Below are 660 nucleotides of genomic sequence, written 5' to 3'. Positions count from 1 at the left end.
GATCGCGGCGTATGTCACACCGGAAACAGCTGACATAGAAGCACTAAAATCAGCACTAAAGGAAACCCTGCCGGATTACATGATCCCGGCGTTCTGGGTGACGCTGAACGAGCTTCCGGTTACGGCAAACGGCAAAGTCGACCGCAAAGCCTTGCCTGAGCCGGACATCGAAGCGGGAAGCGGAGAATACAAAGCGCCGACGACCGACATGGAAGAGCTGCTTGCCGGCATCTGGCAGGACGTGCTTGGAATGTCTGAAGTCGGTGTCACCGACAATTTCTTCTCGCTTGGCGGAGATTCCATCAAAGGAATTCAAATGGCGAGCCGCTTGAATCAGCACGGCTGGAAGCTGGAAATGAAAGATCTCTTCCAGCATCCGACGATCGAGGAGCTTACCCAATATGTAGAGCGTGCCGAAGGCAAACAGGCAGACCAAGGCCCGGTGGAGGGCGAAGTCATCCTGACGCCGATCCAGCGCTGGTTCTTTGAAAAGAACTTCACGAACAAGCACCACTGGAACCAATCGGTGATGCTTCACGCCAAGAAGGGCTTTGATCCTGAACGGGTGGAGAAAACATTGCAGGCGCTGATCGAGCATCATGACGCGCTCCGTATGGTCTACCGTGAGGGACAGGAAGACGTCATTCAATACAACAGAGG

The 660-nt window shown here is 54.2% G+C and carries 1 protein-coding gene; it reads left to right on the top strand.

Annotated features, from left to right (window positions below):
• Positions 1-660, top strand: a 660-nt coding sequence (locus tag ACFRCG_RS48715; protein ID WP_380043117.1) for a condensation domain-containing protein, incomplete at both ends; no start/stop codon positions are given.

The sequence above is a fragment of the Embleya sp. NPDC056575 genome (genome assembly GCF_042793325.1).
In the GTDB taxonomy this organism is placed as follows: Bacteria; Actinomycetota; Actinomycetes; order Streptomycetales; family Streptomycetaceae; genus Embleya.
This window is presented reverse-complemented; position numbering and strand designations above follow the sequence as displayed.